General features: G+C 63.9%; 18 protein-coding genes. 4 read left to right on the plus strand and 14 right to left on the minus strand.

Features of this window, described 5'->3' with window-relative positions; all coding sequences use genetic code 11:
• The first annotated feature begins 234 nt into the window (after positions 1 to 234).
• On the plus strand, positions 235 to 465 hold the full coding sequence (locus tag ASC86_RS02775; RefSeq protein ID WP_056318161.1) for a DUF2093 domain-containing protein: 231 nt from the start codon (positions 235 to 237) through the stop codon (positions 463 to 465).
• On the opposite strand, the gene lpxK is transcribed toward ASC86_RS02775, so the two are convergent.
• The gene (lpxK, locus tag ASC86_RS02780; RefSeq protein ID WP_056315651.1) at positions 462 to 1,493 is read right to left on the minus strand and encodes a tetraacyldisaccharide 4'-kinase; all 1,032 of its coding nucleotides are present in this window, start codon (positions 1,491 to 1,493) and stop codon (positions 462 to 464) included. The two genes, ASC86_RS02775 and lpxK, sit on opposite strands and share 4 nt — an antisense overlap.
• A 304-nt stretch (positions 1,494 to 1,797) precedes the next feature.
• On the opposite strand from lpxK, the gene ASC86_RS02785 reads away from it, so the two are divergent.
• Positions 1,798 to 2,895 (plus strand): flagellin, encoded by a 1,098-nt coding sequence (locus ASC86_RS02785; RefSeq protein ID WP_056315653.1) that lies wholly within the window; start codon positions 1,798 to 1,800, stop codon positions 2,893 to 2,895.
• Positions 2,896 to 3,070: 175 nt separating this feature from the next.
• Here ASC86_RS02785 and ASC86_RS02790 read toward each other — a convergent pair whose 3' ends face one another.
• The 5 genes from ASC86_RS02790 to ASC86_RS02810 all read right to left on the minus strand — a co-directional run bounded on the left by ASC86_RS02790 (position 3,071) and on the right by ASC86_RS02810 (position 7,660).
• Positions 3,071 to 3,778 carry an HAD family hydrolase gene (locus ASC86_RS02790; RefSeq protein ID WP_056315656.1) on the minus strand — a complete coding sequence of 236 codons (708 nt, stop codon included), beginning with the start codon at positions 3,776 to 3,778 and terminating at the stop codon, positions 3,071 to 3,073.
• 22 nt (positions 3,779 to 3,800) lie between these two features.
• On the minus strand, positions 3,801 to 5,114 hold the full coding sequence (gene waaA, locus ASC86_RS02795; protein WP_056315660.1) for a lipid IV(A) 3-deoxy-D-manno-octulosonic acid transferase: 1,314 nt from the start codon (positions 5,112 to 5,114) through the stop codon (positions 3,801 to 3,803).
• Between the two features lie 61 nt (positions 5,115 to 5,175).
• On the minus strand, positions 5,176 to 5,406 hold the full coding sequence (locus ASC86_RS02800) for a DUF4170 domain-containing protein (RefSeq protein ID WP_056315664.1): 231 nt from the start codon (positions 5,404 to 5,406) through the stop codon (positions 5,176 to 5,178).
• Positions 5,407 to 5,466: 60 nt separating this feature from the next.
• Positions 5,467 to 6,282, minus strand: a complete 816-nt coding sequence (locus tag ASC86_RS02805) for a 3'(2'),5'-bisphosphate nucleotidase CysQ (protein WP_056315667.1) — start codon at positions 6,280 to 6,282, stop codon at positions 5,467 to 5,469.
• A 31-nt stretch (positions 6,283 to 6,313) separates the two neighbouring features.
• On the minus strand, positions 6,314 to 7,660 hold the full coding sequence (locus ASC86_RS02810; RefSeq protein ID WP_056315669.1) for a TldD/PmbA family protein: 1,347 nt from the start codon (positions 7,658 to 7,660) through the stop codon (positions 6,314 to 6,316).
• A 139-nt stretch (positions 7,661 to 7,799) separates the two neighbouring features.
• On the opposite strand from ASC86_RS02810, the gene ASC86_RS02815 reads away from it, so the two are divergent.
• Positions 7,800 to 9,650, plus strand: coding sequence for a monovalent cation:proton antiporter-2 (CPA2) family protein (locus ASC86_RS02815; protein WP_056315673.1), 1,851 nt, complete (start codon positions 7,800 to 7,802; stop codon positions 9,648 to 9,650).
• Positions 9,651 to 9,655: 5 nt separating this feature from the next.
• Here the strand turns inward: ASC86_RS02815 and ASC86_RS02820 are convergent, their stop codons facing one another.
• The 3 genes from ASC86_RS02820 to ASC86_RS02830 are packed head-to-tail and all read right to left on the minus strand — an operon-like array spanning position 9,656 to position 13,105.
• Positions 9,656 to 10,507, minus strand: a complete 852-nt coding sequence (locus ASC86_RS02820; protein ID WP_056315676.1) for a patatin-like phospholipase family protein — start codon at positions 10,505 to 10,507, stop codon at positions 9,656 to 9,658.
• A gap of 15 nt (positions 10,508 to 10,522) precedes the next feature.
• On the minus strand, positions 10,523 to 11,080 hold the full coding sequence (gene rsmD, locus ASC86_RS02825) for a 16S rRNA (guanine(966)-N(2))-methyltransferase RsmD (protein ID WP_056315680.1): 558 nt from the start codon (positions 11,078 to 11,080) through the stop codon (positions 10,523 to 10,525).
• Positions 11,081 to 11,086: 6 nt separating this feature from the next.
• Positions 11,087 to 13,105, minus strand: coding sequence for a pseudouridine synthase (locus ASC86_RS02830; protein WP_082509839.1), 2,019 nt, complete (start codon positions 13,103 to 13,105; stop codon positions 11,087 to 11,089).
• 68 nt (positions 13,106 to 13,173) lie between these two features.
• On the opposite strand from ASC86_RS02830, the gene ASC86_RS02835 reads away from it, so the two are divergent.
• The gene (locus ASC86_RS02835) at positions 13,174 to 13,626 is read left to right on the plus strand and encodes a nucleoside deaminase (RefSeq protein ID WP_056315683.1); all 453 of its coding nucleotides are present in this window, start codon (positions 13,174 to 13,176) and stop codon (positions 13,624 to 13,626) included.
• Positions 13,627 to 13,791: 165 nt separating this feature from the next.
• Here ASC86_RS02835 and ASC86_RS02840 read toward each other — a convergent pair whose 3' ends face one another.
• The 5 genes from ASC86_RS02840 to ileS form a co-directional block, all read right to left on the minus strand.
• Positions 13,792 to 15,054 carry an RNA polymerase sigma factor gene (locus ASC86_RS02840; RefSeq protein ID WP_056315687.1) on the minus strand — a complete coding sequence of 421 codons (1,263 nt, stop codon included), beginning with the start codon at positions 15,052 to 15,054 and terminating at the stop codon, positions 13,792 to 13,794.
• Between the two features lie 43 nt (positions 15,055 to 15,097).
• The gene (locus ASC86_RS02845; RefSeq protein WP_056315691.1) at positions 15,098 to 15,517 is read right to left on the minus strand and encodes a YciI family protein; all 420 of its coding nucleotides are present in this window, start codon (positions 15,515 to 15,517) and stop codon (positions 15,098 to 15,100) included.
• A 103-nt stretch (positions 15,518 to 15,620) separates the two neighbouring features.
• Positions 15,621 to 16,100 (minus strand): GNAT family N-acetyltransferase, encoded by a 480-nt coding sequence (locus ASC86_RS02850; protein WP_056315694.1) that lies wholly within the window; start codon positions 16,098 to 16,100, stop codon positions 15,621 to 15,623.
• A 233-nt stretch (positions 16,101 to 16,333) separates the two neighbouring features.
• Positions 16,334 to 16,957 (minus strand): hypothetical protein, encoded by a 624-nt coding sequence (locus tag ASC86_RS02855; RefSeq protein ID WP_056315697.1) that lies wholly within the window; start codon positions 16,955 to 16,957, stop codon positions 16,334 to 16,336.
• Positions 16,958 to 17,153: 196 nt separating this feature from the next.
• Complete coding sequence (gene ileS, locus ASC86_RS02860; RefSeq protein WP_056315701.1) at positions 17,154 to 20,060, minus strand: isoleucine--tRNA ligase; 2,907 nt, start codon at positions 20,058 to 20,060, stop codon at positions 17,154 to 17,156.
• Positions 20,061 to 20,093 lie beyond the last annotated feature (33 nt).

Raw genomic sequence — 20,093 nt, forward strand, 5'->3', positions numbered from 1 at the left:
ACAAGGGGGAGGGAGTCTATGGAGCAAGCTTTGGCCTTGGAGTTTCAACACCCGCTATAAACTCCCTCCCCCTTGTGGGGAGGGTTGGGGAGGGGTCTTTGCTCCAGACACGACTACGTGTTTCCACTGGAAATCCCCCCTGTCCCGCACTATAGCAGAACGATAATAATCAGACGTCCCGGCCGCAACCGGGACCGCTGCAATCAGGTCAACGACATGCGAGGGCGACGGATGATGAACCGTTTCGAGGGAACCGGCGGCAGGGAAGCGAAAATCCGCTATCTCGACGGCGATTTCCAGGTCGTGCTGCCCGGCGCATTCGTCACCTGCGCCATGACCGGCACCGCCATTCCCGTCGATGAACTGCGCTACTGGAGCGTCGCCCGGCAGGAGCCCTATATCGACGCCCAAGCCGCGTTCGATGCCGAAAAACGAGCTGGCGCCCTGCCGAACCAGAAGGCCTAATTCTTCTGCAATAGCCTCAGCCGCGCGGCATTGATCGCGGCGTCGATGATCTTGGCCGGTGCGCTCGGATCGTCGAAACGGATTTCCACGTCGACGACAGCGGATGCTTCAGCAAGCTCGCCCGCCCGGCCATGACCGGGCTCCAGCCGCACCTTGTCCTTGGCCGTCGTCACCAGCTTGAGGCCGTGAGCGGCGGCATCGTCGAGCAGGTCGGCGATTTCGTCCTCGGAAAAATGGTGGTGGTCGGGGAAGACCCGCTTTTCGCCGATCTCGACGCCGATCTCGCCCAGCGTGCGGAAGAATTTTTGCGGATCGGCGATGCCGGCCCAGGCGAGCACCGGCCTGCCCTCGCCCACCGGATTTCCGACCGGCACGACATCAGCCTCGAAAATGCCCTTGCCGGCGCGGGCAGCGCTGCGGATCAGGGCGTCGGCCTTCTCGCCATCGCCAATCTTCAGAAGCGCTGAGGCATGGCGCATCTGGATGGCGAGCGGCGCGCGCACCGGGCCGCTCGGCACCAGATGACCGTTGCCGATGCCGCGGCGGGAATCGATCACGAGCAGCGAATAATCGAAATGCAGGCGGGCGCTCTGGAAACCGTCATCCATGATGATCAGGTTGACACCCTCGGCCGCCAGCCGGCGGGCGCCCTCGACACGCTTCCGGCAGATGACAGTCAGGGCTTCGGCAGCGAGCAGCAGCGGTTCGTCGCCGACATCGCGGGCACGGTGATGGGCGGGATCGACCACGGTCGTCACATCGAGCGAGCCGCCATAGCCGCGCGAGAGGAAGCCCGGCTTCAGGCCCTTCGCCTTGGCGGCGCGCGCCAGCCCGATCGCCGTCGGCGTCTTGCCGGCGCCGCCGACGGTGAAATTACCGACGCAGATGACCGGCACCGGGATCGACGCCCGGCGTGCGCGCTCCATGCGCATGCCGGCGATCCGCCCATACATCCATGCAACCGGGGAAAGGGCATGGGCACGCCAGTCCGTCTCGGTCCACCAGAACGGCGGTGCTTCAGAAACCATCGGCCCTCTTTCCTGCCAGCATCCCCGACATCGGGACAGCGAAATTCGAAAAAATCTCTCTCAAGCACAACAAATTCAACCGGCTAGAAAATATCTTCCGCCGTTTTCCGTGCGACACAAAAGGGCATATTTTCCGGGAATGCAAGGCCTTCACGGCACAAGCACCCGCGACCGGCGCGGTGGGAGGGCGAGTTTTAGGGGTATTACGGCCGGCACACTTATACCGAGTTTTAACCACTCCAGGCCACATTCGGTTAACCAGACTTGGTAACCTCCGTTTGAGTATAGTGTAGCGGAATTTGTAATGACACTCACCAGTTTCAACGCCGCGGCCACGGCCGCGCTGGCGGTTTTGCGCCATAACGACAGCACTGCCGCAAAGCAGCAGGACATCGTCACGACAGGCATGCGCATCTCCGAGGCCGCCGACAATGCCGCCTACTGGTCGATCGCGACCGACATGCGCAACACCAACAAGGCGACATCAACGGTCATCGATGCGCTGGAGCTGGGCGCCGCGGTTGTCGACGTCGCCTATGAAGCGATGGAAAACCTGATCGACATCACCTCCGAGATCAAATCCAAGGTGGTGATGATGAAGGGTCCGGGCGTCGATCGCTACAAGGTGAGCGGCGAGGTCTACGAATTGCAGAAGCAGTTCCTGTCGGTGATCGAATCCGCCTCGTTCAACGGCCGCAACCTTCTGGCGCCGGGCAAACTCAACTATACCGAAAAATCCTATGTCGATGCCAACGGCAAGACGCTGAACTATATCGAAATGAGTCCGCCGGACCCCAACCTCGTCTTCGGCGGCATCGTCTCGAGCTACACCAAGGGCAGCATCGGCCTGATCAACGTCTACGACTACATGAACCTCAATATCTTCGGCCAGGCCGACTACAAGAACGAGGCGGGCGGGCTGACGACGATGGACGGGCTTGCCGACCTGCCGGACGCCAGCGGCCTCAGCGGCGGCATTCCCAACGCGGACCCGTCGAAGATCAACACCTGGCTGCCGGCCTTCAACGGCCACACCGCCGTTTCCTTCAACCATGGCGGCCATGTCGACGACATGTTCAGCGCCGCCCATATGGGCGAGGTGCCGGAGGATATGCTCGATTACGCGACCGACCTCCTGGTCAGCCGCTACGACGAAATCGAGCAGAAGCTGACCGACCGGGCCGCGACGCTTGGCTCGCTCAGCATGCGCATCGAGATGCAGACGGATTTCAACCGCACCCTCACCGACACGATCGACAGGGGCGTCGGCCGGCTGGTGGATGCCGACATGAACACAGCTTCGGTGAAGCTGAAGGCGGTACAGGCGCAGGTGCAGCTTGCGGTGCAGGCGCTGAACATCGCCAACAATGCGCCGTCGCTGTTGATGCAGTTGTTCAGGTGAAACTCACTACTTGTCCCTTCTCCCCGCCTGCGGGGAGAAGGTGGCCGACAGGCCGGATGAGGGGCAAGGGCCGCGGCATTCTCGGGGACGAGAGTTTGCCCCTCACCCTAGCCCTCTCCCCGCTTGCGGGGAGAGGGAACGACGGAGCAAGTTTCTCGCGCTTCCCTCCGCGACCCTACCGCAACACACCCTCAAGCTCGGTAATATCCTTCAGGCAGAAATCCGAAGCTTCCGACAGCGAAGCCGGCGATCCCGTGCCGGTCAGGACCGCGACCGTCAAGCCGGCGCCGGCGCTGCGGCCCATGTGGAGATCGTGGTTGTTGTCGCCGACGACGGCGACCTCGTGCGGGGCAAGGCCGGTGGCGGCGCAGAAGCCCAAAACCATGCCTGGCTCCGGCTTCACACCATAGCCGCTGTCATAACCCGCGACATAATGCAGATATTCGGCAAAACCGAAGCGCCTGGCCGTTTCCCGGATCGATCGCTCGTTGTCGCTGGAGGCGACGCCGAGGCGGTAGCCCTTGGCATGCAGGCCGGCGAAGAAGGCGGCGAGGTCGGTGACCGGCACGGCATAATCGGCCGAATTGGCGAAAAGGCCGTCGAGCTTGGCCGTCAGTTCTTCCACCGTATAGGGCGCGCCGGCCAGCACCATGCCGGTGGCGATCTCCACCGTGTTGCCGGCGGCAAGCAGGCTATCGGGAAAAACGAAGCCGGTTTCCGGGTCCATGCCGCAGGCGGAGAGCAGTGTATGGGATAGCGCCTCGTCGCCATTGGCGGCGATGCGGGCAACCTCGTAATTCACCGGCACCCAGCTCTTGGCGTAATCGAGCAGCGTGCCGTCCTTGTCGAAGAGAATGCCGGAAATCGCCTGTTGGTTCGTCATTCGGGTCCAGCCGGAGATGGCTTCAGGTCTCGTTGCGCGGCTGCAGCCGGGCCTTCACCGTCAGCGGGTTGATGTAGGGTTCGAGCCCGCGGATCGTGGCCGAAAGCGCGCCGCGCATTTCATGCACGGTTTCGAGCCCGGCATCGATCATCTTGCGACGCATCTCGTCGTTGACGAGCAGATAGTTGACGCCCTTGGCCAGCATCTCGACATCGCGGACGATCTTGGCGCTGCCGTTCTTGGCAAGCGTCTGGTAGGTATCGCGAAAGTTCTGGACATTGCCGCCAGACAGGATGGCGCAGCCGAGCATGGCCGGCTCCAGCGGGTTCTGCCCGCCTTCGGCAAACAGCGAGCGGCCGACGAAGGCGACTTCGGTGAGGCGCAGGTAAAGCCCCATCTCACCGATGGTATCACCGAGGAAGATATCGGTATCCGGGGTGATCGGATCATTGCGGGTGCGGCGCGCAACCGTCAGCCCCTTGGCAACCAGCATCGCCTCGATCTGGTCGCTGCGGTCGGGGTGGCGCGGCACGATGATGGTCAGGAGCCCGGTGCGCTCCTTCAGCGCCCGATGGACGATGCCGGCGGCGGCTTCCTCTCCCTCGAAAGTGGAGATCGCCGCCCAGGTCTTGCGGCTACCGATCTGGGCCCGGTAGCGGCGCAGCGCTTCGGCATCGTGCGGCGGGGCGTCGGTATCGACCTTGAGATTGCCGGAGACCATGACCGGAAGCGCGCCCAGTGCGCGAAAACGGTCGGCATCGAGATCGGACTGGGCGATCACCAGCGCCAGGTTCTCGAACAGGGCATCGGCGAGCCACAGCTGCTTCTTCCAGCGCGTGAAGGTGCGGTCCGACAGGCGACCGTTGACGAGGACCTGCGGAATGTGGCGCTCGCCGAGTTCCAGGATGGTCATCGGCCAAATCTCCGATTCGGCGATAACAGCGAGATCGGGCTCCCAGTAATCGAGGAAGCGGCTGACCGCCGGCTTGAAATCGAGCGGCACATATTGGTGGATGATACCGGGATCGAGCCGTTCGACAGCGACGCGGGCCGAGGTGGTCGTGCCCGTCGTCAGCACCACGGAAACGCCGCGGCGGGCGACTTCCTTGATCAGCGGCACGACGGCATTGGTCTCGCCGACGCTGGCGGCATGGAACCAGACGAGCGGCCCCTGCGGCCGGGCGGCACTGGCATGGCCGTAACGCTCCTGCCGGCGCTTGGGGTCTTCCTTGCCCTTGGCGGCGCGCATGGCGAGATAGCCCCAAACGAAGGGGTACATCGCCGTTCCCGCCCAGCGATAGGCCGACAGGGTGATTTTCGCGAGCAGGCCGCTCATGATCTCACCACCCCACGATGACAAGGGAAACCGGCCCGCATCGCGCCGCCCACCAAGCCCATCAGGCCTGATCCGGGTCCAAGAGCTTGTGCATGTGAACGATGAAATAGCGCATATGGGCGTTATCGACCGTCTGCTGCGCCTTGGATTTCCAGGCAACCAGCGCCGTTTCGTAATTCGGGTAGATGCCGACGATATCGAGCTTGTCGAGATCGCGGAAATGCATGCCGGTGAGCGAGGTCAGCTCGCCGCCGAACACCAGATGGAGCAACTGCTTGTTGTCCTGAGCCATTTTGTCTTCCGTTCTTTTATCGGTATTTTTGGGTTGGTTTGCGGCATTCAGGCGCAAAGGTCAATGGTGCTCCAGACCTTGTGCAGCGGCGATTAATGCCGGAAGCGCGGTGTTTTCCGCCGCGCACATCACGCCGTGGGAAACGACCGGCCGGTTATAGACGATCGTCTCGCCCTTGAGGTCGTGCAGCGAACCGCCGGCCCGCTGCAGGATGAGATCGGCCGCCGCCAGATCCCAGTCATGGGAATTCTTCTTGACCACCGTGCCGTCGATCGAGCCATCGGCGATCATCGCCAAGCGGTAGGCCAGCGACGGCACATGCGGGATGCGGGTTATTCCGGCGCGGTAGCCGCCTTCGAGAACGCCGACGACATCTTCGGCAAGGGCGATGCGGCGGATCGAACCGGCCTCGCTCGGGGATGTGGCGATCGGCTTGCCGTTCTTGCGCGCTTCCGATGTCAGCGTGGCCTCGAACAATTCCTCCAATGCCGGCGCATAGAGCACGCCGGCAACCGGCCTGCCGCCATGGACGACGGCGACGCTGACGCACCAGACAGCCTTTCCGGCGATGAAGGCGCGGGTGCCGTCGATCGGATCGACGACGAAGACGGTATCGCAGCCGAGCCGCGCCTCGTCGTCATCGGTCTCTTCCGAAAGCCAGCCGTAATTCGGGCGGGCGGAGAGCAGCTTTTCCTTGAGGATGTCGTTGGCGGCGAAATCGGCCTCGCTCACCGGCGAGCGGCCGCCGTTCTTCCACTGCACATCCGGGTTTCGGCCAAAAAAGGTCAGCGCCTTCTCCCCCGCGAGCTGCGCCGCCGAGGCGATCAGCTCGAGATCCTTCAGCCATTGCTCCGGCGAGGGGTGGACGGCGTTCATCTGATGTCTTTCCGTTTGCTGCCGCTGGGGATCAGGTTCCGGCAAGCGTCATGCCTTCGATGGCAAGCGTCGGCGCGGCAACGCCGAACTTGCGGTCGATATCGTTTGCCGGCGTGACCGCCATGAACATCTGCTTGAGGTTGGAGGCGATGGTGACTTCCGAGACCGGGAAGGCGATCTCGCCGTTCTCGATCCAGAAGCCGGATGCGCCGCGGCTGTATTCGCCGGTCAGCATGTTGACGCCCTGGCCGATGAGTTCCGTGACGTAAAAGCCGGTGCCGATGGCGCGGATCAGGTCTTCCGGCGCGATATCGCCTGGCTCCAGCGCGAAATTGGTGGAGGCGGGATTGACCGCCGGGCCGCCGCGCACGCCGCGGCCGTTGGTCTCAAGACCCAGCTCCCGCGCCGTCGAGGTCGAGAGGAACCAGTGCTTGAGCACGCCATCCTCGATCATCGAAAGCTTCTTACCCGTAATGCCTTCGCCATCGAAGGGACGCGACGAGGAGCCGCGCACGATCAGCGGGTCGTCGGTGATGGTGAGGCCTGCCTTCATCACCTGCTCGCCCATCTTGTCGCGCAGGAAGCTGGTCTTGCGGGCGACGGAGGCGCCGTTGATGGCGCCGGCGATGTGGCCGACAAAGCCGCGCGCCATTCGTGGATCGAAAACCACCGTCAGGTTTTGCTGCGTCGGCATCTGGCGGGGCGAAAGCCGGGCCGTCGCCCGCTCGCCGGCAGTACGGCCGATCTCGACTGCGGATTTCAGATCGGCGAAATAGAGGCGGCTGTCGAAATCATAATCGCGCTCCATCTTCGTGCCTTCGCCGGCAATGGCGCTGACGGAGCGGCCGAACCGGCTCGCCATATAGGAGCCGGAAAAGCCGTGGGAGGTGACCAGCACCAGCCCGCCCATGCCGGCGGACGCACCGGCGCCGCTGGAATTGGTGACGCCCTTGACGTCGAGGGCTGCGGCTTCGGCAGCCAGCGCCGCTTCCGTCAGGGCTTCGGTCGCGACCTCGGTCGGGTCGAAGAGTTCGAGGTCGGGATAGGACCTGGCCAGCCGGTCGTGATCCGCAAGGCAGGCATAGGGGTCTTCCGGCGAGGCTTTCGCCATGGCGACGGCCCGTTCGGCGAGCGTCTTCAGGTCAAAGCCCGGATTGGCCGAGACGCTGGCGACGCGGCGGCCGACGAAGACCCGCAGCGAAAAATCATCGCTTTCGGAGGATTCCGTCGCCTCGACCTTGCCGAGCCGCACCGAGACCGAACGCGAGCGGCCGCGCACCACGACCGCATCCGCCTCATCCGCGCCCGCCTTTTTCGCGAGATCCACAAGCTCGGACGCCCGCTTCAGGAGAGCACCGGAATCGATAACATCGGACATGATTTAGCCTTTCATTCCTGTCCCATTTATTGTGCACTGGCTTAAGCATCAAGGGCATTCACCGATTCTTGTCCAATGCGCTCCCCTGCCGCGCAACGCTGTTGCCGTATGGCCCAGAAGCCGAACGAGAAAGAACCCTATGACAACGACGCCCGCCCTCACCTCCCAGGCCCTGCTTCTGCTCGGCGGCGCGGTGCTGGCTGCCCCCATTTTCAAGAAGCTCGGGCTCGGCACGGTGCTCGGCTATCTTGCGGCAGGCGTGATCATCGGGCCGCTTTTGCACCAGATCAGCGATGGCGAACAAATCCTCGGCTTTGCCGAGCTTGGCGTCGTCTTCCTGCTGTTCGTCATCGGGCTGGAGCTGAACCCTTCACGCCTCTGGCAGATGCGCCGCGACATTTTCGGCCTCGGCTCCGCGCAGGTGCTGGCGACGGGGGCGGTGCTTTCCGCCCTGATCTTTTCCTTCGAACTGCTCGACTGGGCCGGCAGCGTCATCGCCGGTTTCGGCCTTGCGCTCTCGTCGACGGCCTTTGCGCTGCAGATTCTGGAGGAGAAGAATGATGCGAACACCCACTACGGCCAGCGGGCCTTTTCCATTCTGCTGCTGCAGGATCTGGCGATCGTGCCGCTTCTGGCGCTGATTCCGCTTCTCGCCCTGCAGGCGCCCGAAGACACGACGGCGCCGCTTGAGGATTTCAGCGTCGCCGTCGGCGCGATCCTGATCATGGTGATCGCCGGTCGTTACCTGCTCAATCCGATTTTCCAGGTGATTTCCCGCACCGGCGCGCGCGAAGTGATGATCGCGGCCGCGCTGCTAATCGTTCTGGGAGCGGCGACGCTGATGCAGCTTGCCGGCCTTTCCATGGCCATGGGGGCATTTCTTGCCGGCGTGCTTTTAGCGGAATCATCCTATCGCCATGAACTGGAAGCCGATATCGAACCCTTCCGCGGCATTCTTCTTGCGCTGTTTTTCATGGCGGTCGGGCTGTCGCTCCAGATCGAGGTGGTTTTCAAGCACTATGGGCTGATCCTCATCGTCGTGCCGCTGCTGATGCTCGCCAAATCCATCGTGATTTACGGGCTCTCCCGGCTGACGGGCTCCAACCACAATGATGCGGTGCGTATCGCCCTGCTTCTGCCGCAGGGCGGCGAGTTCGGTTTCGTGTTGTTTTCGGCGGCGGCCGCCGCCGGCATCTTTTCCGACGAGATATCGTCGCTGCTGATCGTCATCGTCACCGTTTCCATGGCGCTGACGCCCCCCGCCTCCGCTCTTGCCGGGCTTTTGATGCAGGAGCAGGAAGAAACGACCGAGGAACTGGAGGAGGATTTTGCCGGGGCCGGCGCCGATGTTCTGATGATCGGCTTTTCCCGCTTCGGCCAGATCGCTTCGCAGATCCTGCTGGCAGGCGGGCGCGAGGTGACGATCATCGATCATTCCGCCGCCCGCGTGCGCCAGGCGGCGGGCTTCGGCTTCCGTATCTATTTCGGCGACGGCACCCGGCTCGATGTGCTGCGCGCCGCCGGCATCGAGAAGGCGAAGATCGTCGCCGTCTGCACCCACAAGGCCGAAATCACCGACCGCATCGTCGATCTCGTGCAGACGGAATATCCCAACGTCAAGCTTTACGTGCGTTCCTACGACCGGGTCCACACATTGTCGCTACGCGCCCGCAACGTCGATTACGAGCTGCGTGAAACCTTCGAATCCGGCCTCGTCTTCGGCCGCGAAACGCTGCAGGGATTGGGCGTGGCCGGCGATACGGCGCAGGCGATCACCGACGACATCCGCCGCCGCGACGAGGCGCGGCTTGCGGTGCAGGCGACCGAAGGCATCTCCGCCGGCCGCGACATGCTGCACCACGAGCCGGTCAAGCCCGAGCCGCTGGTCAAGCCGAAACGGGAGGCCGCCATGCCGGTGAATGACGACGACGACCGGATATTGCCGGAGCCGGCACGGGCGGCGGCGCAGTCCTTGGGCAAGGTGGAGTGACGCGGCTACGTCCTGAGACGCCGCTCGATCGCCCGCTTCAGATCGTCCCGCACCGCAGCCGTCGAGGCCAGCACCTCTTGCGCGCGTAAAAAATCCATGACGCGAAAACGGTTGACCTCCGGGCGCAGAAAGATATCCGGCGGATGCGCCTTCAGCTTCATGGCGATGATCGACTGCATCATCAGCTGGCTGGAGCCGAACAGGCTGTCGATGCGGCTCGGCAGCGTCTTGCCGTCGCCTTCCGGCCCGCCGACGACATCGACGCCGATGACGATATCGGCCTTGCCGGAGAGGTGATCGAACGGCACCGGATTGTAGATGCCGCCGTCGATCATCACTCGTCCATCGATCCTGACGGGGCGGAAGATCGCCGGCAGCGCCGCCGAGGCGGCAATCGCCTGGCGAAGATTGCCGCTTTCGCAGACATGCTCGGTCTGGCCGTAATAATCGGTCACCACCACCTGAAGCGGAATGGAAAGCCCGGAAAAATCCTGCGGGATCGCATCCGGCAGGAAGGCATCGAGTACCCGCTCGATATTGAACTGGCCGAAACCGAAACTGCCGTTCATCGCTTCGGCAAGACTGGCTGGCCGCAGCCGCCAGAGCCGGTTCATCAGTTCGCCACGGCGGCTGATCGCCGTCAGCGTATGCTGGCGGATATCGGTGCCGCGCATACCGGCGGCCATGGCAGCGCCCATGATCGCGCCGATGGAGGAGCCGGCGATCAGCTTCGGCTTGAGGCCGAGTTCATCCAGCACTTCGATGACGTGGATATGGGCAAGCCCCCGCGCCCCGCCGCCGCCAAGCGCAAGCGCGATCGTCGGGTCTGAAGCGGGCGGTGTCGATGGCTCGTCCATACAGCCCTCTCCCGATCAGGCCCCGTAGCGATAGAAATGCATGCGCGTATCGCCGAACTGCCGTTCTTCGAGGAAGGCGAACCACTCCTGCGGAACCGGCTGTACATCGGCACGCTCTTCGAGGATCGCCAGCGCGCCCGGCACCAGCCAGCTGCCGGCAGCCGCCGAGGCAAGCGCCTTTTCGCCGAGACCGCGGCCATAGGGCGGATCGGCAAACAGCAGGTGGAACGGCTCGGCCGTACCGACGAAACCGAGATCGCAGGCATCGCGCCGGTAAATCTTGGCGCGGCCCTGCAGGCCGAGCGTTTCGATGTTCGTCCTGAGCAGACCCCTGCCCTCGACACCCTGCTCGACGAACAGCGCCTGCCGGCAGCCGCGCGACAGGGCTTCGAGCCCGACCGCGCCGGTGCCGGCGAAAAGATCGAGGATGCGGGTGGCGTCCAGAGCCTCGGGATAAGTGTGGCTCAGGATGTTGAACAGGCTTTCGCGCGTCCGGTCCGTGGTCGGCCGGATGTCGTTGGATTTGGGCGCGGCCAATGCGCGCCCACGAAATTCACCGCCGACGATCCGCACGATCGATCAGTTCCCGCGACCGCGCGGCTTGCCGCCACCGGGCTTGCCGCCGCCAAAGGGACGGCCCGAAGGCTTGCCCCCGGCCGGACGGCCACCGGGCTTGCCGCCACGCGGAGCGCCGGATTTGGCACCGAAGGATTTGCCTGCGGGACGGCCGCCGGCGGGCTTGTCGCCAAAGCTCTTGCCACCGAAACTCTTGCCGCGGGGACGATCACCCTCCGGCCGGTCGCCGAAACTTCTCGGCTTGCGGTCGCCGCCTTCACGCGGGGGCCGGTCGCCAAAGGGCTTGTCGCCGAAGGAGCGGCGTGGACGTTCGCCATCCGGGCGATCTCCACGGGCGCGATCGGAAAAGCCGCCTTCACGGCGCGGACGGTCGCCATCGGGGCGGTCTCCGCGGGCACGATCCGAAAAGCCGCCTTCGCGACGCGGCGGACGGTCACCGAAATCGCGGGGACCGCGCTCGCCGCGATCGAAACCGCGCTTGCGATCGCCACTATCGCGGCTCGGGGCTTCCTCGCCACTGATCCAGCCATCGGCATCGATACGGCTGGCGGCAGGGCGCGGGGCAAAGTCCGGGCGCGCGGCAGCCGAAGGCTTCTTGCGGTCGGGATCGAACTTGCGGGACGACTTGATCAGCTGGCCTTCAGAATTGCGGCCGTAGCGCTTCGACTTCGGCGCGCCTTCCGGCCGCTCGCGGCGCAGCGGTGTGTCAGCGGCCGCAGCCTCGGCGTCCTTCGGCTTCTTTTCCGCAACCGGGCGAGCGCCCGGCGCCATCCAGACATTGGCCTTGCGGGCACGCTGGGCCGGTTCGCGCTTCGGCCGGTCGGCGAAGGACGGAGCCTCGTCGCGCCCGTCCCGACGGTCATCGCGACCACCCTTGCGGTCACCACGATCGTCGCGGCGCGTGTCGAGACGGGACAATGCGCGTTCGCGCTTGTCGCCCGGCTTTTCGCGCGGTGACCATTCGTCGTTGCGCGCACGCTCCGCCTTTTGCGGCTTTTCCTCTTCTTCCGGCGCGGCATCGAAGATCGGCGCTTCGAAATTGGCCTTGGCCTCTTCGATCAGTCGCGGACCGAGCTGGTCGCGCAGCGTGCGGCCCCGGATTTCCTGGGCGCGGCCTTCCGGCAGTTCGCCGAGTTGGAAGGGGCCGTAGGAAATGCGGATCAGGCGGTTGACTTCGAGACCGAGCGCGCCGAGCACGTTCTTGATCTCACGGTTCTTGCCTTCTCGCAGGCCCATGGTGATCCAGACGTTGGAGCCCTGCACCTTGTCGAGCGTCGCTTCGATGCTGCCATAGAGCACGCCGTCGACGGCGATGCCATCCTTCAGCTTGTCGAGGCCTGCCTGATCGATCTCGCCATGGGCGCGCACGCGGTAGCGACGAAGCCAGCCGGTAGCGGGAAGCTCCAGCACGCGGGCGAGGCCGCCGTCATTGGTCAGCAGCAGCAGGCCTTCGGTGTTGATATCGAGGCGGCCGATGGAGAGCACACGCGGCAGGTCTTCCGGCAGATGGTCGAACACCGTCGGGCGGCCTTCCGGGTCGGAATTGGTGGTCACGAGGCCGCTGGGCTTGTGATAAAGCCAGAGGCGGGTGCGCTCGATGCCACGGATCGGCTGGCCGTCGACCTCGATCTTGTCTTCGAGCGTGACGTTGACGACGGGCGTTTCCAGCACCTTGCCGTTCAGCGAGACGCGGCCTTCCATGATCATGCGCTCGATATCGCGGCGCGAGGCGACGCCGGCGCGCGCCAGGATCTTGGAGATGCGCTGCGGCTCATCGGGGGCGGGGGCGGCCGCCTGCGGGCGCGGACGGGGCGGCCTTGCGCCGGCCTCTACGTTCTCAGCGCGGGGCTTGCCGGTGTATGGCTTGTCGCCGCGGGGTTTGCCGCCCTTGTCACCAAAGGATTTGTCGCCAAAGGATTTGGCGCCAAAAGGCTTGTCGCCCTTCGGCTTGCCTGCGGAAAATTTGCTCGCCTGGCCGGGGCGCTTGCCACCGGGGCGTTCGGACTTGTCTTTGGATGTCATTTGTGTTGCCTGCCTTTTGAGGCTGTCCTATCAGGTCGGGGGCCAAGGGTTAAGAGAAAATATTCGGGATGGCCGACAGCAACCGTTTCATGGAAATCGCGCTCGACGAGGCTAGGGAAGCCGGGAAGCGCGGCGAAGTGCCCATCGGCGCCGTCGTCGTCCATGACGGCAAGGTCATAGGCAGGGGCGGAAACCGCACCCGCGAAAGAAACGACGTCACGGCGCATGCGGAAATCGAGGCGATCCGGGAGGCGGCAGCAGCGCTCGGCTCGGAGCGGCTTGTCGATGCCGATCTTTATGTGACGCTCGAACCCTGCACCATGTGCGCGGCGGCGATCTCCTTTGCCCGCATCCGGCGGCTCTATTACGGTGCGGAAGACCCGAAGGGCGGTGGGGTGGACAATGGCGTGCGGTTTTACCGGCAGCCGACGTGTCATCATCAGCCGGATGTCTATTCGGGCATGGCGGAGAGCGAGGCGGGGGCGATTTTGAAAGAGTTTTTTAAGGAGAGACGGGAATAGCGAAGGCCTCCGTCGTCCCCTCTCCCCGCATGCGGGGAGAGGGCTAGGGTGAGGGGCGAAACTCTCATCCTTGACGATGCCGCGCCGCCTGCCCCTCATCCGGTCTGTCGGCCACCTTCTCCCCGCAGACGGGGAGAAGGAATATGCCGCACCTTCTCCCGTATCTTAATCCCCGCACTCCACAGCCCGCCGAAGCAGGAAGGCCAGCTCCTTCTCATTGCTACTCAGCGCCGCTGCTTCCTCGAATTTCGCCTTTGCTTCGGCTCGTCGGTTTGCCCGGAAGAGGAAATCGCCCTTTGCGGCCGGTAGCAGGGCGTAGTTCGCTAGCGCCCCACTTGCCTCGATATCCGCGATCAATTGCAAGCCGATATCCGGCCCGAAGGCCATGCAATGGGCCACCGCGCGGTTGAGGGCGACAACGGGGGACGGCATGATATCGAGAAGCGTGTCGTAAAGTCCGGCTATGCGAGGCCAGTCCGTGTCTTCCGCTTTCAGCGCCCGCGCATGGCAGGCGGCCAGATCGGCCTGCAGCACATAGGGCGCCGTCGCTCCACCGAGCCCATGGGCGCGTTCCAGCGCTGCGAGGCCACGACGGATGGCGAGACGATCCCATTTCGCCCGGTTCTGATCGGTGAGCAGGACCGGCAGGCCATCGGCACCGACGCGGGCGGCGAAGCGGGAGGACTGGATTTCGATAAGGGCGAGCAGGCCGAAGACCTCCGGCTCATCCGGCATCAGCCCGGCGAGGATGCGGGCGAGCCGTTGCGCCTCGATCGACAAAGCCGGGCGCAGCAGATCCGGCCCGCTGGTTGCGGCATAACCTTCGTTGAAAATCAGATAGATGACGGAAAGGACCGATTGCAACCGTGCACGCAACTCCTCGCCGCGCGGCACCTCATAGGCGGCGCCGGCCTTGGCGATCGCTTTCTTGGCACGGACGATGCGCTGGGCGATGGTCGCTTCGCTGGAGAGGAAGGCGCGGGCGATTTCGTCCGTCGTCAGGCCGCCGATCAGCCGCAGGGTCAGCGCCGCGCGCGCCTCCGGGGAAAGAACCGGGTGGCAGGCGGTGAAGATGAGGCTCAGCAGTTCGTCGCCGATATCGTCGTCCATGGCGGCCTCGATGGCATCGACGCCCGTTTCCTGCTCGTCTTCCAGATCGCGGCCGATTTCGGCGTGCTTGCGCTTCAGCATCTCGCGGCGCCGAAAACCATCGATCGCCCGGCGCTTGGCCGCCGCCATCAGCCATGCGCCGGGATTTCGCGGCACGCCGCTTTGCGGCCATTCGGAAAGCGCGGTCACAAGGGCGTCCTGCGCCAGTTCCTCGGCAAGATCGATATCGCGCACCAGCCGGGCAAGGCCGCCAATCAGCCTTGCCCGCTCGATGCGGAATACCGTTTCGATTGCCTGATGTGTTTCTCTCGTCGCCACGCCGCGAATTTAACCGGAACGTGGCGCGAGACAAGACGGACGCTTACTTGGACAGCTGTTCGCGCAGCCGCTCTTCCTGCGCCGCAATTTCCGGGGTCAGCGCCTCGCCGAAATCGGCGGCTTCGAAGACCGGGCGGATTTCGATTTCGCTCGGCCCCAGCATCGGATTCGGGCAGCGCTTCACCCATTCGACGGCCTCGGCCATGTCCTTGACTTCCCAGAGCCAGAAACCGGCGATCAGTTCGCGGGTCTCGGCAAAGGGGCCGTCTATGACGGTGCGGCCGGGGCCGTCGAAGGCGATGCGCTTGCCCTTCGACGACGGATGAAGCCCCTCGCCGGCCAGCATGATACCGGCCTTGACCAGTTCCTCGTTGTAATTGCCCATTGCTTCCAGAAGCTCGGTCGAGGGCATGATGCCCGCTTCGCTATCCCCGGTCGCCTTTACGATCACCATCACACGCATCGTCTTACTCCTCTGATTCTGGAAACCACCGCGGCTTTCCTGACCATACGACGAACGAGCATCGACGCGATCGACAGGCCGATGCATTTTTTTAAGATTTTTTTCAGCCGGCGGCAAAGGCGGCAAGGGCGTCGCCCGAAAGCCGGTAGCGCGTCCATTCGCTTATCGGCTCGGCGCCGATCGCCTCATAAACGCGGATCGCCGGCTCGTTCCAGTCGAGCACGCTCCATTCGAAGCGGCCGCAGCCATTTTCGAGCGCCGTCCGCGCCAGATATTTGAGAAGCGCCTTGCCGGCGCCGGAGCCGCGATGCTCGGGGGTGACATAGAGGTCTTCGAGATAAAGCCCGTTCTTCGCCTGCCAGGTGGAGAAGCTCAGGAACCAGCAGGCAAAGCCGATGGCCACGCCATCCTTTTCGCAGATGGCGGCTTTCGTGACCGTCGCCGGACCGAACAGCGCTTCTTCCAGCGAGGCTTCGGTGGCCTCGACCTCGTGGCCGGCTTTCTCGTAGACGGCGAGTTCGCGGATGAAATGAAGGATGACCGGCACATCGGCGCGCACGGCTTCGCGGATGGAAAGCGTCATGGGAAGAACCTGCTCAGGAGTGGAAGAGGATTTACATGGATTTGCCGCTTGCTCCCTTCCCTTCTCCCCTCGGGGAGAAGGTGGCGCGCAGCGCCGGATGAGGGGGACGGCAGGCTCGGAATTTGTGGAAACACCCCCTCATCTGCCCTTCGGGCATCTTCTCCCCGAGGGGAGAAGGGAAAGAGGCAACCCCACAAAGCAAAAGGCCCGAAGCATGCTTCGGGCCAACGGCATCAGAATACCTGCCACCATTTCTTGCCGGTCCCCTGGATCGCGGCTTCCTTCTTGCGGCGGCGTTCCTTGTCTTTTTCCGGCTCGCCGAGATCGGCAGTCGCCTCTTCCGGCAGCTTGCGGTATTCAAGCGGCGGGTCGCTGAGAAAGCGGCGCTTGTCGGCATAGGCGCCCATCTGGATCTTGCGGGCTTCGCGGTAAGCTTCCTGCTGTTCCTTGGCGGTCAGGGCGCGGCCGTTGGCATTGGCCTTGGCGAGCGGCGAGACGTAGGTCGGATCGCTGGCGTTGGCGTCAGCCTCCTCACGCAGGCGCTGGCGGGTTTCTTCCGGGGATTCCAGCCATTCCGGGTTGCCCTGCGTCATGGACTGCTGCGGCTGCACCAGCGCGGTCTTTTCCGCGGACGGCGGCATCACCAGCGCGCCACGCGGCTGGTATTTCACCTTGGCGGCTTCCTTGGCGTTCGGCGTTTCGAGGCTGATGGCGCTGCCGAGGTCGTCGATGAGGTGCTCACCGGAGGACTTGTTGGTGCCGTAGGTCGGATCGCCGAGGCAACCCGTCAGGACCGCACTGCCGGCGACGATGCCCGCGACCGCGGCATACACTCGAAACTCTCGTGTCATTCCCATGAAAACCCTTCCAGCAAAAGCCGGTCCGACGACCGCCCCGCGCCCCCTTGGCGTAAAAATCCGCCAAATTTCAGGCAGCGTTTTACCGGAGGCTCCTTCAAAGAGCAATTGACCCGGTAAACAAAGCGTAAAACGAGCTGCGGAAAACCCCGCAAACATCAAAAAAGCCCCGGCTGCACCGGGGCTTTTCAGGCAATCAGGCGCCGAAGCCGAGTTCGCGCAGCGCGGCCGCGTCGCGGGCCGAGACATCCGGGAAGGCCGGATCGGAGCCGACATCGGCGGTGATGCGCCACGAGCGGGCGCACTTCCGGCCTTCTGCCGCCTTCGCCTCGACGCTGACGTCGGCGACGTCATCAAGGCGGAAGGCATCGGCCGGGCCGGCATCCGCGACGATGCGGATATCCGAGGTGATGCAGATTTCCGAGAAATCCTGACCTTCGAGAGCTGTCCGAAGCTCGGCATCGGCAACATGCACGACGGGAGCGGCTTCCAGCGACGAACCGATGCGCTTTTCGCGGCGCTCGATTTCCAGCGCGCCGGTCACGACCTTGCGCACGGTGCGGATCTTCTTCCACTTCTCAGCCAAAGCCGGGTCCAGCCATTCGGCCGGCACGACCGGGAACTGCTCCAGATGCACCGAGACGGCATCGGGCTTCAGCGACAGCCATGCTTCTTCCGTGGTGAAGGGAAGCATCGGCGCAAGCCAGGTGACCAAGCATTCGAACAGCTTGCGGATGACCGCAAGGCTTGCCCGGCGGCGCAGGCTCGACGGCGCGTCGCAGTAGAGCGTGTCCTTGCGGACGTCGAAGTAGAAGGCCGACAGCTCGACGTTGGAGAAATCGATCAGCGCGCGGGCGATCTTCTTGAAATCGAAGGCGTCGTAGCCTTCGCGCACGAGCATGTCGAGTTCCGCCAGACGGTGAAGCATCAGGCGCTCGAGTTCCGGCATCGCGTCGCGGGCGATCTCCTCGCCCTTGTCGTGGGCCAGCGTGCCGAGCATCCAGCGGATGGTATTCCTGAGCTTGCGATAGGCATCGACGTTCGTCTGGATGATCGTCTTACCGAGGCGCTGGTCTTCCCAATAATCCGTGGTCATGACCCAGAGGCGCAGGATATCGGCGCCCGAATCCTTCATCACGTCCTGCGGCGACACGACGTTGCCGAGCGACTTCGACATCTTCTGGCCCTTCTCATCCATGGTGAAACCATGGGTGATGACCGTGTCATAGGGCGCGCGGCCGCGGGTGGCAGCCGATTCCAGAAGCGAGGAATGGAACCAGCCACGATGCTGGTCGGAGCCTTCGAGATAGACGTCTGCCGGCCATTTCAGGTCCGGGCGGTCTTCCAGAGTGAAGGTGTGGGTCGAGCCCGAATCGAACCAGACATCGAGGATGTCCATGACCTGCGTCCACTTGGAGGCGTCATGCTTGTTTCCGAGGAAACGTTCCTTGGCACCGGCAGCAAACCATGCGTCCGCGCCTTCGGCATCGAAGGCTTCGAGGATGCGGGCGTTGACTTCAGCATCCTGCAGCACGTTGCCTTCTTCGTCTGCGAAGACGCAGATCGGCACGCCCCAGGCGCGCTGACGCGACAGAACCCAGTCCGGGCGCTGCTCGATCATGGCGCGCAGGCGGTTCTGGCCGGCAGCGGGCACGAAGCGGGTGTCGTCGATCGCGGTCAGTGCGCGGGTGCGCAACGTCGTGCCGTCCTTCAGGTCCTTGTCCATGTAGACGAACCATTGCGGCGTGTTGCGGAAGATGATCGGCTTCTTGGAGCGCCAGCTGTGCGGGTACTGGTGCTTCATGCGACCGCGGGCAAACAGCGCGTTGCGCTCGATCAGCGCCTTGATGACGCGGTCGTTGGCATCGCCCTTCTTGCCGTTGTCGTCCATGACACGGGCACCCTCGAAACCGGGGGCGTCGGCGGTGTAGGTGCCGCTGTCGTCGACCGGGAACGGGATGCGGGTGTCGATGCCGCGGGCTTCGAGTTCCTTGATGCCGGACATCCAGGCTTCGAAGTCTTCGCGGCCGTGGGACGGAGCGGTGTGCACGAAACCGGTACCGGCATCATCGGTGACGTGATCGCCAGCGAGCAGCGGAACGACGAATTCATAGCCGCCGCCGTGGCCCTTGAGGGGGTGCGAAGCGGTGATACCGGCGAGATCGTCTGCCGACACATCGCGCAGGCGCTTGAAGGTGAGCTTGGACTTGGCCGCAGACTCCTCCGCAAGCGCATCGGCGAAGATCAGTTTTTCACCCGGACGCGGGCCGAAATCGTTCTCGGCGGCCGTGACCTCGTACAGGCCGTAGGCGACCTTCGGCGAATAGGCGATGGCGCGGTTGCCGGGGATCGTCCACGGCGTGGTGGTCCAGATGACGACATGGGCATCGGCAAGCTCTGCCGAACCGCCGGCTACCGGGAATTTCACCCAGATCGTGTCGCTCTCGTAGTCGTGATATTCGACTTCCGCTTCCGCCAGCGCCGTGCGCTCGACGACCGACCACATGATCGGCTTGGAGCCGCGATAGAGCTGGCCGCTCATGGCGATCTTCAGGAGTTCGCCGGCGATGCGGCTTTCCGCGTGGAAATTCATCGTCAGGTACGGATTGTCGAAATCGCCGATGATGCCGAGACGCTTGAACTCGTCGCCCTGGATCTTGATCCACTTTTCGGCATAGGCGCGGCATTCCTTGCGGAACTCGATCATCGCGTCGGGCTGTTTCAGGTCAGGCTTGGCCTTGCCCTTGGCGCGATAGTTTTCTTCCTCGATCTTCCACTCGATCGGCAGGCCGTGGCAATCCCAACCCGGAACGTAGTTGCTGTCAAAACCGCGCATCTGGAACGAGCGGGTGATGACGTCCTTGAGGATCTTGTTCAGCGCGTGGCCGATGTGGATGTTGCCGTTGGCATAGGGCGGGCCGTCATGCAGCACGAATTTTTCGCGGCCGGCGGCAGAGGCGCGCAGCTTCTTGTAGAGGTCCATCTGCTGCCAGCGGGCAACCGTTTCCGGCTCCTTCTGCGGCAGGCCGGCGCGCATCGGGAAGTCGGTTTCGGGCAGATAGAGGGTTTTCGAATAATCGAGCGTTTCAGCAGTATCGGTCATGGGATATCGTCTCATCGCGCGGCAGCCGCGCAG

The organism is Rhizobium sp. Root1212 (genome assembly GCF_001424985.1).
Classification (GTDB): domain Bacteria; phylum Pseudomonadota; class Alphaproteobacteria; order Rhizobiales; family Rhizobiaceae; genus Pararhizobium.